At 37.5% G+C, this 14,921-nt stretch carries 9 protein-coding genes and 3 pseudogenes; 5 read left to right on the forward strand and 7 right to left on the reverse strand.

Features of this window, described 5'->3' with window-relative positions:
- Window positions 1-324: 324 nt before the first annotated feature.
- The 5 genes and pseudogenes from B5E95_RS05810 to B5E95_RS05835 all read right to left on the reverse strand — a co-directional run bounded on the left by B5E95_RS05810 (window position 325) and on the right by B5E95_RS05835 (window position 6,841).
- On the reverse strand, window positions 325-2,331 hold the full coding sequence (locus B5E95_RS05810; RefSeq protein WP_087235791.1) for a beta-galactosidase: 2,007 nt from the start codon (window positions 2,329-2,331) through the stop codon (window positions 325-327).
- A gap of 10 nt (window positions 2,332-2,341) precedes the next feature.
- A pseudogene (locus tag B5E95_RS05815) lies at window positions 2,342-3,901 on the reverse strand (sugar MFS transporter); the annotation flags it as partial.
- Window positions 3,902-3,967: 66 nt separating this feature from the next.
- Window positions 3,968-5,146, reverse strand: a complete 1,179-nt coding sequence (locus tag B5E95_RS05820; protein ID WP_087235792.1) for an IS256 family transposase — start codon at window positions 5,144-5,146, stop codon at window positions 3,968-3,970.
- A 132-nt stretch (window positions 5,147-5,278) separates the two neighbouring features.
- Window positions 5,279-5,641: pseudogene (locus B5E95_RS05830) on the reverse strand (MFS transporter); the annotation flags it as partial.
- Window positions 5,642-5,833: 192 nt separating this feature from the next.
- A complete protein-coding gene (locus B5E95_RS05835; protein ID WP_087235793.1) occupies window positions 5,834-6,841 on the reverse strand; it encodes a LacI family DNA-binding transcriptional regulator in 1,008 nt (335 codons plus the stop codon).
- A gap of 225 nt (window positions 6,842-7,066) precedes the next feature.
- Here B5E95_RS05835 and B5E95_RS05840 point away from each other — a divergent pair, with 225 nt between their 5' ends.
- The 4 genes from B5E95_RS05840 (at window position 7,067) to B5E95_RS05855 (ending at window position 12,146) form a co-directional block, all read left to right on the forward strand.
- Window positions 7,067-8,947, forward strand: coding sequence for a glycoside hydrolase family 2 TIM barrel-domain containing protein (locus tag B5E95_RS05840; protein WP_087235794.1), 1,881 nt, complete (start codon window positions 7,067-7,069; stop codon window positions 8,945-8,947).
- On the forward strand, window positions 8,931-9,887 hold the full coding sequence (locus tag B5E95_RS05845; RefSeq protein WP_061204852.1) for a beta-galactosidase small subunit: 957 nt from the start codon (window positions 8,931-8,933) through the stop codon (window positions 9,885-9,887). Before B5E95_RS05840 ends, B5E95_RS05845 begins: the two co-directional genes overlap by 17 nt.
- 102 nt (window positions 9,888-9,989) lie before the next feature.
- Window positions 9,990-10,982, forward strand: a complete 993-nt coding sequence (gene galE, locus B5E95_RS05850; protein WP_025005359.1) for a UDP-glucose 4-epimerase GalE — start codon at window positions 9,990-9,992, stop codon at window positions 10,980-10,982.
- 132 nt (window positions 10,983-11,114) lie between these two features.
- Complete coding sequence (locus B5E95_RS05855) at window positions 11,115-12,146, forward strand: LacI family DNA-binding transcriptional regulator (protein ID WP_087235795.1); 1,032 nt, start codon at window positions 11,115-11,117, stop codon at window positions 12,144-12,146.
- Here B5E95_RS05855 and B5E95_RS05860 read toward each other — a convergent pair.
- Together B5E95_RS05860 and B5E95_RS05865 are read right to left on the reverse strand one after the other, a co-directional pair.
- Window positions 12,139-14,337: pseudogene (locus B5E95_RS05860) on the reverse strand (alpha-galactosidase). The gene B5E95_RS05855 and the pseudogene B5E95_RS05860 sit on opposite strands and share 8 nt — an antisense overlap.
- Window positions 14,338-14,459: 122 nt before the next feature.
- Entirely contained in the window at window positions 14,460-14,684 is a 225-nt protein-coding gene (locus B5E95_RS05865) for a GH32 C-terminal domain-containing protein (protein ID WP_338034537.1), read from the reverse strand.
- Between B5E95_RS05865 and B5E95_RS11120 the strand changes: the two genes are divergently transcribed.
- Window positions 14,683-14,907: a helix-turn-helix domain-containing protein gene (locus B5E95_RS11120; RefSeq protein WP_087176499.1), complete on the forward strand. Its 225-nt coding sequence runs from the start codon at window positions 14,683-14,685 to the stop codon at window positions 14,905-14,907. The genes B5E95_RS05865 and B5E95_RS11120 overlap by 2 nt on opposite strands.
- Window positions 14,908-14,921 lie beyond the last annotated feature (14 nt).

Consider the following 14,921-nt stretch of genomic DNA (forward strand, 5'->3'; position numbering starts at 1 on the left):
GACCAATTTTCTTTGTTCAAAAATAAAAATAGACAGAAAAAGACGGTCAAGCAACTCAAATTAAGAGTTGGATTGATCGTCTTTCAGTATCTAAGGGTTAGTTTTTTCCCAGACACTTTTTATTTATACTATATTCACAGTTAAGTGATATTATTACATATTCTTGAAATGTCATTCACCCTCTTGCCATCCAAGACAAGCGTGTCAGGCAACAATTTTCTCAACTCTTCCACGCCACGTTCTGGGGTACTCAAAAGGAAGTTAGAAATTTCGCCTAGCTTCCTTATTTATTGATCTAAATTCGAGGAAAAGAAATAGGATTTGTTACTTGGTTAAGACTTGGACATCCCATCCTTTCATTGAACTCTTAGCTTTTTCACCAGTTAAGATGTCTTCATAATCCGCAAATTTATTTGGCAATTCTCTTTCTTCATTGCTCATGTTAAGCACGAAGTAAAGTTCCTTGCCATCTGCTGTGACACGCTTAGTTACTTCAAGCTTATGGCTGTCGCAAACTAATGATTCAACTCCAGTTTCAAGCACAATGTAGTTGAATAATTGTGTCAAACCTTGGTGACCTAACTTGGTTCCAACGTACCAAGCCTTGCCTTTGCCATAATCATTTTCAGTAATCGCAGCAGTGCCAGCGTAAAACTCATCAGCGTAGCTTGCCAAAACTTTGGCCTTATTTGGATGAATCAAATCACACATTAAGCTGGTTTCGTATTCCTTGTCATCCATCTTAACTCTAACTTTTTGACCTAGAACCATTGCGTCGCTTTCTTCAACCCAGATGCCGGTGACATCTTTCAATGGACCAGGATAGCCGCCAAGGTAAACATTGTCAGTTGAATCAACCATACCTGACATGTAGGTAGTAACGAAGTGGCCGCCCTTTTCAACATAGCTGTTGATCTTTTCAGCTAAACCTGCTTTAACCATGTAAAGCACTGGTGCAACAACCAAGTCATAGTTACTAAAGTCATCATCAACACCAATAATATCGGTTGGAATGTTGCGTTCATAGAATTGACGGTAGTAGTCCAAAATTGAGTCAACATAATTCAAATCTTGAGTAATGCCATCAACATATTCGTACGACCAGAAGTTGCTCCAATCAAAGACAATTGCGACTTTAGCTTTAGTCTTTGAACCTAAGATTGTTGGACCAGCCTCCTTTAATTTTTGACCCAAATCAGCCAATTCACGGAAGGCTCTAGTATCGGTTCTTTGTGAATGAGCAATAATTGCACTGTGGAATTTTTCGGAACCACCCACTGCTTGCTTTAATTGGAAGAACTGAACAGTGTCAGCACCGTGAGCAACAGCTTGCAATTCAGTTGCGGCCATTTGACCTGGACGCTTTAGTGGACTGTAAGATTGCCAGTTAACTTGTGAAGGTGCAGATTCCATTAACATAAATGGTTGATGCTTAAGGCTTCTCATTAAGTCATACAAGAATGCTGGCTTATAAGCAGGTGCGTCGTAAGTTGGATAACTATCATAGGAAATAATATCTTGATCCTTGGCCCACTTTTGATAGTCAATCATCTTGTTTGGCAAACTGTGGAAGTTAGTAGTTACAGGCGTTTCAGGATCGTACTTCTTGATGACTGCCTTTTCCATCTTGAAGAGGTTTTGCAAACTTTCAGATTGAAAGCGCAAGTAGTCGATTGAAAGGCCAGCAACAATGGTTTCGCTACTTTCTGGCCCCCATGCATCCCCCAACTCGTTTGGAACAACAATTTCATCCCAGTCATAAATCGTGTGACTCCAAACATTCATGTTCCAAGCCTTGTTGAGCGCACCCAAGGTCTTATATTTGTTTCTCAACCAGTCACGGAAGGCGTTTTGACAATTTCCACAGTAACAGTTGCCACCGTATTCATTGTTCACGTGCCAAACTACGATATGCGGATTGTCAGCGTAGTGCTGGGCCAATTTTTTAACTAACTCACTATCGAGTCTTTGATAATTCTTGCTGTTCGGACAGAAATTGTGCCGCTGACCAAAGACGTGACGTCTGCCTTGGTAATCAACTCTTGCGATATCCGGATACTTTTTAAACATCCAGGCTGGCATTGCGGCTGTTGCCGTACCCATCACAATATTAAAGTTTGCATCAGATAATTCTTGAACGATCTTGTCTAATTTAGAAAAGTCATAGACTCCTTCTCTAGGTTCAAGAACTGCCCAAGAGAAAATATTAATTGTAGCTGAATTTAAATCTGCCTTTTTAAAGACTTTAATGTCTTCAGGCCATGTTTCTTCTGTCCATTGATCGGGATTGTAGTCCCCACCATAAAGAAAACGTGATAATGTTTTTGTCATTTTTAAACCTCTACTTAAACTGGACTTCTACTACTTCATCACCGTGTTTTACAGTAGAACCTGCTTTAATTGGACTAGCTTTTTTAATTCTACCTGGTTGAGTGTAGAAGGTAACGATCGTATCCTTGTAGCCATTCTTAAGAGCCAAATCACGATCAAATTCTAGTAATAGGTTGCCCTTCTTGACTTCTTGTCCATCATCATAATACGTTTCAAAGCCTTCACCACGCAAGTTTACTGTTCCAAGACCAACGTGGACGACTACTTGCAAGCCATTATCTGAGATAATCTCAAAGGCGTGTTTTGTACCAAAGGTAAATCTAATCTTACCATCGAATGGTGCATAGATCTTGCCGGCACTTGGTTTGATTGCGAATCCCTTTCCTGGGAATGGCTTATCATCTTCGTCAACGACGGAGGACATTTGCATCAATTCACCATCGGCTGGTGCGTAAATCTTTTGCTGTCTAGGTCTTGCTTTAGTTGAATCGTCTTTTTCGATTTCACCTTCAGCAAGCTTAGTCTTCAATTCTTCAACAACTTCGGCGTGTTTCTTTTCGGTCAAAGTTACTTTGCTTAAGAACACGATGATTGAAATCACAGCTAAGATTAAAGGAATATATAAGGCCATTGTATTAAAAGTGCTGATATCGTGTGCTGTCATGTCGGCAGCAGTTGCGGCACCTGTCATACCAGCTGCAATAGCTACATATCCAACCAAAGCATTAGAAACAGCACCAGTGAATTTATCGATCATTGGACGAACTGCCAAAACGACGGCCTCGTTTCTTTGACCACTCTTAAGCTGACCATATTCAATCGCATCAGTTAAGGTCAAAACAGTTACTAATTGAGCAAAGTTGATGTTGAATAAAACCAACCCTAAGTCCATTAACACAACATTATCACGGCAGAAAATGAATAAAAGATAAGCACAGATCATGCAAGTTTGACCTGCAACAAACAACCATTTTCTTGGAATGTACTTATTTAAAACTGGGAATAATGGACTGACACAGAATCCTACAATCGTTGCAGCAAGCCCTACAACCCAGAATTCGCCTGGTTTACCAATGACAAACTTGTACAGGTAGAACAAAACCCCGTTAGTAATAGTGTTAGCAAGTGAAAAGACTAAGTAGGCTAAACTCGGCCAAAGAATTTGATCGTTATGGAAAATAGCACTGAAGACTTGAGGCAAAGTAGTTTTCTGCTTGGCTGAATTTCTAATTAAATTGTGCTTTTCTTTAGTACCTAAGCAAACAATAATGGCACAAACAATTGCTAAAGCTGAAATTACGGCCGCAAAGGCAAGCCAACCTGGTGCGCCTTCTTCATGTTTACCAGTAACTGCATAAGTTACCCCAGTTACTAAAGGAACAACGATAATTGCTAAACCGTTCCAACCAATAGCACCTGAAAAGGCACCCAATGAAGTATAAATACCACGCTCATGTGAATCTTCACTTAAAGCCGGAACCATACCCCAATATGAAACATCGGATAATGAATAGAAGATATCAAAACCGATGTAGATAATTACGAATAAGATAGCGAAAAGAATCCAATTGCTTGAAACTGTCAAATCTTTTGTGTAAATAGTTCTTTCTCGTAAATTGATTTTTTAATTATTTATTTAATCAAAGTAGGATTCTAAGGTGTCCTGAACCTGACCAAAGCCTTTATGAATTCGATTGAAATAACGGTCATTGTAGCTCATTGCCTGAATACCAATAAAAGCATCAAGCGACTGTTCAGTTGGAAACTCTGCCTTAGGCTTAGCTTTGCGCTTGATCACATTGTTAAATGATTCAATCATGTTAGTCGAATAAATTGAAGCTCTGATCTGCTTGGGATAGTTATAAAAGACCAGCAGATCTGGTTCTATGTCTTTCAAGCTTCTGATAACATGGCTGTAAACCTGGCCCCATTTGGTATAGAAGTCATGCAGGACAGCTGTGGCTTCTTCTTTGTTTGTCTGTTGATGCACCTGTTTGAATTCGTTCATGATCTTTTCACGATCGTCGACGCGTACTTTAGCGCAGATATTGCGCATGACATGAACCAAACAGCGTTGAAAATGAGCTTTAGGATAAGTCCTGGCCAAGGCTGTTTTCATGCCAACAACACCATCAGAAAGAAAAAGCTCAACTTGCTTTAAGCCTCGGGATTTCATGTTTTGAAGCATATCTGTCCAGACTTCAATGTTCTCGCTAGGCGCAATGCAGTAGTCAATGACCTCCTTGTGCCCATTAGGCTTGATGCCAATGGCAATATAGACTGCTTCACGCTCAAATGTTTCTCGGCGCAAAGGAAGGTATGTCGCATCCAAATAGACGCAGAAAAACTTGTCGCTTAGCTTGCGTTTGTGGTAAGCCTCAACCTTTGGAATCATCTGCTTGGAAATATTTGATACTTGAGCTGGACTGTAATGGCTGCCATACATTTTTTCAATTAGATCGGCTATTTCCCTGGTGGTCACGCCCTTGGAATAAAGCTTGATAATCGTGCTTTCCAAAACATCAGAGTGCTGCTTGTAGTCAGGCAGCGTGTGCTGATGAAACTGACCGTTGCGGTCTCGAGGCACTTGCACTTCAATTGGTCCAAACTGGGTATCAACCTTGCGGAAATAAGCACCATTTCTAGAATTGCCAGTATTCCAGCCATTTCTGGCATAGGGATCATAGCCCAGAAAGGCAGTCAACTCAGCTTCTAGCAAGTCATTAACAGCCTGTTGTAGCTCTTTGCGCAATAAATCATTTATTTTGTCTGGATTGAATAGAGCTTGAGCAAAATCTTTGGTAAAATCATTCATGAAGGAGTTCTTCTTTCTGTATGTGTTTTTTTGTTCAAACCAATCATACGAGAAAGGAACTCCTTTTTCTAATGTTTAAAGAAATAAATTTAAGGAATCATTCATCCTTACACAAACTATTTTACAGTCTCAATTGCTTTGCGCTAAGCCAAAGATTCCAGTAAATAAAATTAATAATAATACTGCACTAACTACAGTACCCAAGAAAATCCATGGCTTAAACTTCCCCCATCTTGTTTTGGTATTATCAACTATGTTGCCCAAGATTGGGTCAATAACCAACTCGACAATTCTAATCACTACCATTAAGCCAGTGATTAAACCAATCAATTTATCAGCTACTGATTGCTCTAGCCCACTGAACATTCCGCTAGTAATAAAAATAATAAAGTATGTACTCATTACACCATAAAAAGCTGCGTGTCCTAAGTTACCCAGACAGAATGATGCATAGGAAATTATTTGTTTCCCTGAATTTTTATGACTGTTTGTCATAATGCTTCCTCCTAAATTGTTATCATCTGTAATCGTTTACATATCTGAGTATACGCTTAGTATCAGTTCTGGTAAATTATTTATTTAATATAACTAAACTATTTACTTAGAGTAAAAATAAAAGAGAATGCTATGCTTCAGCATTCTCTTTTCAAAATATTCAAAATTAAAAATTTTTATTTACTAAAAAATTTACTCACCTTTAGGAATAAAGCTTTTACGTACCACCAAGTTAGTGTTCATATTCACATCAATATGCGCACGATCAGGTTGAATAATTAAATTGGTCAGCATAGTTAAAGCTAAATCAATCATTTCCTGCTGGTTGATGTTGTAAGAAGAAAGTGGTGGTGATACGTACTTCACTACATTACTGTTATTGATACTCAAGATTGCGGTATCTTTTGGTACGTTAATATTTTCTTCGTTAAAGGCCTGTAAAACACCGACTGCTAATGTATCAGAAGCAATTAAAAATGCATCTGGTAAATTGTTCTTGCACTTCTCTATTACTTCTTTGCCAAGCTTATAACCATTTTCAACGCTGAATGGTCCTGAAACGAACATGTTGCTGTCATCTTTTCCGCGAACCTTCATATATTCCGCAAAGGCAACGGAACGTGGATCATTTTCTTGAATATGATCATGCTTAGGGCCAACACCACCAATAAAACCAATCGATTCATAGCCGTTTTTAATAAACAAATCAATAGCATTCTTAACTGTTAAAGTTAAGTTAGGTCTAATTGAATCGAACAATTCGGGAGCTGGATTAGTATCAACAAACACCCCATTTGGTAAAACTTCGTGCAATTTTACCAACTCAGCATTTTCGATTGGCGCTGCTCCTACTCCAATAAAACCTTGGAACAATGAGGCATTTTCAATTAAGTCAGCCGCATTGTAAAAGGTCTTCATCTTCATTGATTCTTGCTTAACGGTTTCTACCAAGGTTTGCTTTAAAGAAGTAAAATACTCATCTTGCAACTGTTCTTTATGGTTAGTGCGGTAAAGAAGCGCAATTGTAGGCTTAATTTCCTTTTCTTGGTGGTCTTTCCAATAACCAAGCTTATTAGCAATTTCTAAAATTTTATTTTTGGTATCTGCAGTAATCGATAAGTTAGGATCATTATTGAGCAACCGCGAAACAGTCGCAGAAGAATACCCCGACTTTTGTGCAATTTCTTTAATAGTTGTCATAATTATTTCTTTCCCATTTACTAATATTCCTGTCTTTATTATACAAAATATTTACTTAATTCCAATAAAGATCAATTTTATTCAAAAATATTTTTCTCGAGATTTTCCAATTAATTTATTTACTTTTAATTACTAAATTATTTATTTATTTGATAAATTGTTTAATTTGGTGTTATAATAAAACCGTTTTCAAAATATATTTTTTTATAGAAACTAGGTCTTATCATGAAAGCAAATATCAAATGGCTTGATGATCCTGAAGTCTTCAGAATTAATCAACTGCCAGCTCACAGTGATCATCCCTTTTACAAAGATTACCGTGAATGGCAAAACCACAGCAGCAGTTTTAAACAAAGCCTCAACGGTGCCTGGCAGTTTCATTTTTCAAAAGATCCTCAAAGCCGGCCCATTGATTTTTACAAACGCAGCTTTGACTCATCTTCCTTTGACACCATCCCCGTTCCTAGTGAAATTGAATTAAACGGCTACGCCCAAAATCAATACACTAACATTCTGTATCCCTGGGAAAGCAAAATCTATCGTAAGCCTGCCTATACCCTGGGGCGCGGCATCAAGAATGGCGATTTTAGTCAAGGAAAAGACAACACAGTCGGTTCATATCTTAAACACTTTGACTTAAATCCTGCTTTAGCCGGCCATGACATCCATATTCAATTCGAAGGCGTTGAACGGGCCATGTATATCTATCTCAACGGTCACTTCATCGGTTACGCCGAAGATAGTTTCACACCTTCCGAATTCGATCTTACACCTTACATTCAAGCAAAAGACAACATCTTAGCTGTCGAAGTCTTCAAACACAGCACTGCTTCCTGGCTAGAAGATCAAGATATGTTTAGATTCTCCGGTATTTTTCGTTCAGTTGAACTCTTAGCCTTACCTCGGACTCATCTAATGGATCTAGATATCAAACCAACTGTTGTTAATGATTACCATGACGGTGTCTTCAACGCTAAATTGCACTTTATGGGTAAAACCAGTGGCAATGTCCACGTCTTAGTTGAAGACATCGATGGCAAAACTTTGCTTAATAAAAAGTTGCCACTTAAATCAACCGTTGAAATTGAAAACGAAACTTTTGCCAATGTTCACCTATGGGACAACCATGATCCATACCTTTATCAATTAATCATTGAAGTTCATGACCAAGATGGCAAATTAGTTGAACTTATTCCTTACCAATTTGGTTTTAGAAAAATTGAAATTACCAAGGATCATGTGGTTTTGCTTAACGGCAAAAGATTAATCATCAACGGCGTTAATCGTCACGAATGGGATGCTAAGCATGGCCGTAGCATTACCCTAGCCGACATGAAGCAAGACATTGCTACCTTTAAACACAACAACATCAATGCCGTTAGAACCTGCCACTATCCAAATCAAATTCCTTGGTACTATCTCTGCGATCAAAACGGAATTTACATGATGGCGGAAAACAATTTGGAGTCCCACGGTACCTGGCAAAAGTTAGGCCAAGTTGAAGCTACTTCCAATGTACCCGGCAGCATCCCCGAATGGCGTGAAGTCGTCGTCGACCGTGCCCGCAGCAATTATGAAACCTTCAAGAATCACACTGCAATCTTATTCTGGTCACTTGGCAACGAATCATATGCCGGCAGCAACATCGCCGCTATGAACAAATTCTACAAAGATCACGATTCTTCTCGCCTCACCCACTACGAAGGCGTCTTCCATGCACCAGAATTTAAGAAAGAAATCTCAGACCTTGAAAGCTGTATGTATTTGCCACCTAAAGAGGCAGAAGAATATCTCCAAAATCCTAAAAAGCCACTTGTCGAATGTGAATACATGCACGATATGGGCAACTCCGACGGTGGCATGGGCTCTTACATCAAGCTAATTGATAAATACCCTCAGTACATGGGCGGCTTTATCTGGGATTTCATCGATCAGGCTCTGTTTGTGCATGATCCAGTCAGCGGACAGGACGTATTGCGTTACGGTGGCGACTTTGATGATCGTCACTCCGATTATGAATTCTCTGGCGACGGTTTAATGTTCGCAGACCGCACACCCAAACCAGCAATGCAGGAGGTTAGATACTACTATGGATTACACAAATAAAAAATTGCATATTATTTACGGCGATGGCACATTTGGCGTGAATGGCCAAGATTTTCAATATATCTTTAGTTATGAGCGCGGCGGACTTGAATCTTTAAAAGTACACGGCAAAGAATGGCTTTATCGTGTACCTACTCCCACTTTTTGGCGAGCAACTACAGATAACGATCGCGGCAGCGGGTTCAATCTAAAGGCCGCTCAATGGCTCGGAGCCGATATGTTCACTAAATGTACTGATATTCATTTAAAAGTAGATGAACATGATTTTCCTGAATTACCTATTGCTCCATTTAACAATAAATTCAGCAATCACGAATATGCAAGCAGTGCTCAAATTTCATTTACTTATCAAACTTTAACTATCCCTGCAACAAATGCAAAAATCATCTATAATATTGATGATGTCGGTCACATTAAAGTCACGATGCATTATTATGGTAAGAAGGGATTATCACCCTTACCTGTGATTGGTATTCGATTAATTATGCCAACTGCCGCTACTGGATTCGATTATGAAGGTTTATCCGGCGAAACTTATCCTGATAGAATGGCCGGAGCTAAAGAAGGTCGTTTCCATATCGATGGATTACCGGTTACCAAATATCTGGTTCCGCAAGAAAATGGCATGCACATGCAAACTAAAAAGTTAGTTATTAACCGTGAAGCCACTCAAAATAATTCTGATCAAACAAATGAAAAATTCAGTTTATCAATTCTACAAGATAAAAAGCCATTCAATTTTAGTTGTTTGCCTTATACCGCTGAAGAACTCGAAAATGCCACCCATATTGAGGAATTACCACTTGTTCGCAGAACTGTGTTAGTAATTGCAGGTGCAGTTCGAGGCGTTGGCGGAATCGATAGTTGGGGCTCTGATGTTGAGAGTGCTTATCATATTAATCCAGAATTAGATCACGAATTTTCATTTATACTCAATTAATTTTAAATATTTTATCGTATTTAGTAAATAATTTACTAAATTATGTGTTACAATGTAATCGATTTCAGTAAAAAATTAATAACTATTAAAGGAGTTATACACATGAAAGTTTTAGTTATCGGTGGTGCGGGCTATATCGGCTCACATGCTGTTCGTGAATTAGTTAAAGAAGGCAATGACGTTGTTGTCTTAGATGCTTTGTACACTGGTCACAGAAAAGCTGTTGATCCTAAAGCCAAGTTTTATCAAGGCGACATCGAAGATACTTTCTTAGTATCAAAGATTTTGCGTGATGAAAAGATCGATGCAGTAATGCACTTTGCAGCTTACTCACTTGTTCCAGAATCAGTTAAAAAGCCTCTTAAGTATTACGACAACAACGTTACCGGTATGATTTCATTATTACAAGCTATGAATGATGCCAACGTTAAATACTTAGTCTTCTCAAGTTCTGCCGCAACTTATGGTATTCCTAAGAAATTACCAATCACAGAAGACACTCCACTTAACCCTATCAACCCATACGGTGAAACCAAGATGATGATGGAAAAGATCATGGCTTGGGCTGACAAGGCTGACGGCATTAAGTACACTGCCCTTCGTTACTTCAACGTTGCTGGTGCTTCAAGTGACGGTTCTATCGGTGAAGACCACGCTCCAGAAACTCACTTGATTCCAAATATTTTAAAGAGTGCTATTTCTGGTGATGGTAAATTTACTATCTTTGGTGATGATTACAATACTAAAGACGGTACTAATGTACGTGACTATGTTCAAGTAGAAGACTTAATCGATGCTCACATTTTGGCATTGAAGCACATGATGAAGACTAATAAGTCAGATGTCTTCAACTTGGGTACTGCACATGGTTACTCCAACCTTGAAATTTTGGAAAGTGCTAAGAAGGTTACTGGTATTGATATTCCTTATACTATGGGACCACGTCGTGGCGGTGACCCTGATTCACTTGTTGCTGATTCAACTAAGGCAAGAACTGTTTTAGGCTGGAAGCCAAAACACGAAAATGTTGACGACGTAATCGCAACTGCTTGGAAGTGGCACAAGGGCCACCCAAAGGGTTACGAAGATAAATAAGATTATTATTTCTATACAACACACTGTCTAAACTATTTTATTATCTAAAAAAACACGCTTTAATAGCGTGTTTTTCTTTGGCTTCATTTAAAATGTTATAATTACGAAAAGAAGAAATATGAGGTGGCTTTTATGGCAAGTATTAGAGATATTGCGCGGATCGCTGGCGTTTCACCTGCAAGTGTATCCCGCATTTTAAATAATGATCCTACTTTTCACATTAATGATGAAGCAAGAAAACGTGTAATTCATGTAGCAAACAAACTGCATTACAGCAAAGGCAAGAAAAAGCGGGGCCCTAAACAAAATGATCCGCAACTTTCAATTGCATTAATTATGCGTCATGACCATGCACGAGAAATAGATGATCCATATTTTCTTAATATGCATATGGGGATTAATGATGAAGCTAAAAAATGGCATTTAAGAATTGATCAACCTTTTAAGATGAATGATCAAGAAAAAGATTGGTCTATTTTAGCTAACTACGGAGCAGTATTAATTGAAGGTGAAATGACGCCTGAAGCTATAAAATCGATTCAAACCATCAATCACAATGTAATTTTTCTCGATGTCAACACTAATATTCTTAACTGCAATATTATTCGAAATGACTTCGTAGAAAAAACTACTTACATCTTGGATCTTCTTCATTCTCTTGGTCATGAAAATATTGTTTATATTGGTGGTAAATCTTCCATTATGGATTTAGACGGAAAAATCACTACTGAAAAATGCGACTTGAGAGAAACTCGTTATATTTCCTGGATGAAATTGCACAACTTGGATCAATATTGTCACTCTTTTATTACCGATTGGTCTGCAGATTCCGCTCTTAAAATTACTGATCAAGTCATTCAATTGAAAGAGCGGCCTACAGCAATTGTAGTGGGAAGCGATCCAATGGCACTAGGCGTTTACAAAGCTCTTAACAACCACCATATTTCTATTCCTGATGATATTTCAGTCGTAAGTTTTGATGATGTTGATATCAATCGCTTTTTAACTCCTACTCTTTCCAGTGTTTATATGGATACCAAAGAAATGGGTAAAACTGCAGTCCGTCTTGCTAAAGATTTAATTACTGAAAATATCAGTATTCCTCTAACTGTTACTTGTCACAGCAACTTAAATAAACGTGAATCAATCAAGGCAATCAATTGACTGCTTTAAAATGATACATTTTAGCCACAAAATCTTGATGGGCCACCTCATCATAAATACCTGTGTCCATTAATTCATCGCCACCGATTATTTCATTGGTGGCGATATTTTTATAATCATATTCTGGATTCAAGCCAGCTAATTTAGGCTTAGTAAAGCTAGGCTGAGCTGAACTCAGAATATTTACTACAGTTAAAATTACATCACGTTTATCTGAACTAACTACTTCCCAAGCAGTCTGATTACTATTAAATGGCGACTTCAAACGATATAAAGTGCCAAATTGAGTAAGCTTTCTAATTTGCTTATATAAAGTTATTTGCTTTTTAACTTCTTCTTTTTCATCATCATTCAATTTAGTTAAATCAAGTTCATAGCCTAGGTCTCCCCACATAGCTACAGCATCCCGTGTAGCTAATGGTGTTACTCTACCATTTTGTTCATTTGGACACACGGAAACATGTGAGGTCATCAATGATTGCGGATAAACTAGACTTGTACCATATTGGATCTTTAATCTAGCAATCGCATCACTATTATCACTAGCCCAAATTTGCGGTGTGTAATAAGCCATACCAGCATCAAATCTACCGCCACCACCAGAACATCCTTCAAACAAAATATTAGGATATCTGGTCGTCAATTTTTCAAGCAAATCATATAATCCTAAAATATAACGATGATATGCTTCACCCTGCTCATCTGGCGTTAAATCTGCTTCATAAATGTCTTAGATATGACGATTCATATCCCATTTAATATAATCAATTTGATTTTGATCTAGGATCTTAACCATCTGGTCAAAAATATTTTGTCGTACTTCTTTCCTCCCTAAATCAAGCACATATTGGTGACAATTTGGATTAGGAATTCTATTAGGAACATGCATCAAATAATCGGGATGTTTTTTATATAATTCAGAATCATAGGAAATCATCTCTGGTTCAAACCAAATACCAAATTTTAATCCTTAATTATGTACATAATCAATAAAATGACTCAAACCAGTAGGAAACTTTCTCTGATCGACAAACCAATCGCCTAAAGATGAATTATCCGCATCCCTGTGTCCAAACCAGCCATCATCCAAGACAAACATTTCAATCCCTAAATCCTTAGCTTGATCAACAATTGCTTGTAATTTCTTTTCATTAAAATCGAAATACGTTGCTTCCCAATTATTAACCAAAATAGGTCGAACCTTATTTTTGAATTTACTGCGAATAATATGGTCAAAAATCACTTGATGAAATGTCTGGCTCATTTGATTTATGCCATTTGGAGAATAAGTCATCAAAACTTCCGGAGTCTGAAAATCTTCATTTGGCTCCAGTTTCCAATCAAAATTAAAATCGTTTATCCCAATATTTAAACGGATTTGATTAATTTGATCTTTCTCAAGTTCAAACATATGATTACCTGAATAAACAAAAGTAAAACCATATGCGTCTCCTGCAAATTCATCTGTATTAGGTCTAACTAAAGCAAGAAATGGATTCATCTGATGACTGGAAGCGCCACGATGACTACCATAGACGCGAATCCCCTGATCAATCTTGCTTCTTTGCTGATGACGTTCATTGGCATGCGCTCCGAGCAAGGTAATTGCTTCAAAATCTTCATTGCCAAAATCAATTTGCATTGAAGCGGCCTTTCTTAAGTGAACGACTTCTTCTTCAGAATTAATTATTTTTACAGCTCTAGAAATAACTGGTAAATCTCTAAAAATTGTATAAAACAATTGATATTCCACCTGAGTTAATTGATCTTCAAGAGTAACAATCAAAGTTTGGGCTTCATCTTCGTCTTTAACCCAACTATGTGGCAAAACATTCAATTTTGGCTTCCCTGCAACTATTTCATAACTCTTATATCTTAACAAAATAGAATTTGAACCATTTTTTTGATATAAAACCGTTGCTGGTGTGCGATAATCCATTTTGCCTGCACTACTATATTCTTCAGGCAAAGTATCACGAGAAAACTCACGTCCTGGTACATCAGCCAAATTGCCTGAAAAGCCTCGAAGCAAACGGGGATATTTTAACTGTCCATGATATTTTCGAATTCTTTTACCAAAATATAAATGAGCTAAAGTAGCTCCCTGTTCCACTGAAAATAAATATGATATTTGTTTATTGTGTAAATGAAAAACTTTATTTTCTTCATCAACTGTAATTAAATTTTGCATATTTTTCTCCGTATTCTACTTACTAAAAAGGAGCATAGAACTTTCTATGCTTCTTTTTTATAGTTCAGCTGATCTTAATTGATAAATAGTACCTTCTACTTTAGCTTCACCATTTTCACTTGTTACAAAAATTCGGTTAGCTTTTCATCAGGAAAAACTCGCATTGAAAATACTTTTTTACCATCATCTAAGAAAATTTCAGCTGAAGATTCATCTTGTAAGATTCTAACTTTTATTTTTTGATCTAGATTTAAATGACAACTGCGACTATTGCCATAACTTTCACCAAAATGAACTCCACAATTTCCGCGATCTATGATAAATTCTTGTTTTTTATGATTAAAAATTCAGGAGAAAAACTCTAATCAAAGTCCAGAACAATTTATAATCGATTACCGCTTAAAAAGAACAAGTGAACTACTAAAATCGGATTCTGGAACGATTTCTTACATTGCACTTTCTTCCGGTTTTCAAAGCTATCAGAGCTTTAATCGCCTTTTTCGTAAAAGATATCAGATTTCACCGACCGAATTCAGAAAGAAATATAATACCAAAACAAATAAGCGATGAATCATCAAAGATCC

Origin of the sequence: Lactobacillus gallinarum (genome assembly GCF_002160635.1) — a bacterium.
GTDB classification, from domain to species: domain Bacteria; phylum Bacillota; class Bacilli; order Lactobacillales; family Lactobacillaceae; genus Lactobacillus; species Lactobacillus gallinarum.